The following is a 464-nucleotide window of genomic DNA, read 5'->3' on the forward strand; positions in this document are numbered from 1 at the left end:
GGAGTGGGGTAACGAACATTTGAAAACGGATTAACATCAATAAAATCATAGGAAACAGCAAAATCTAAAATTTTTTTCAGAAATACGGACTCAGCCTTGTAGGCAGAATGCTTTGAGGCTATCCAATCTAACCATGCTTGAATGATTGGTCTACTTATTTTTGAAACTTGAACATTATCAAACCATTCATCAGTTAGCACACTATTTTCTATAAATATTTTGTGCCTAATGATTGTAACTTCACGTTTACCTCGGCTATAATCAAGCATGAACTTATCTATTAATTCGTTCATGGTGATTTTCTTTTGAACCTTGTTGAATGTGCCAGCATCAACCTCGTTTAATATTTCCCGCTCGGCTCTTTTTGCCAGGGTTAGGGATGCAACAGTTTTCTTTTTATTACGGCGTCTGCCAAGTGAGTCAGTGAATTGCACTCTTACTTGGTAGGTGCCGTTTTCTTGTTT

The 464-nt window shown here is 36.9% G+C and carries 1 pseudogene; it reads right to left on the minus strand.

The features are described 5' to 3' along the window. Positions 1-434, minus strand: a pseudogene (locus tag TT13_RS11485) (tyrosine-type recombinase/integrase); the annotation flags it as partial. Between the last annotated feature and the right edge of the window lie 30 nt (positions 435-464).

It is taken from the genome of Weissella oryzae SG25 (assembly GCF_000691805.2).
Classification (GTDB): Bacteria; Bacillota; Bacilli; order Lactobacillales; family Lactobacillaceae; genus Weissella; species Weissella oryzae.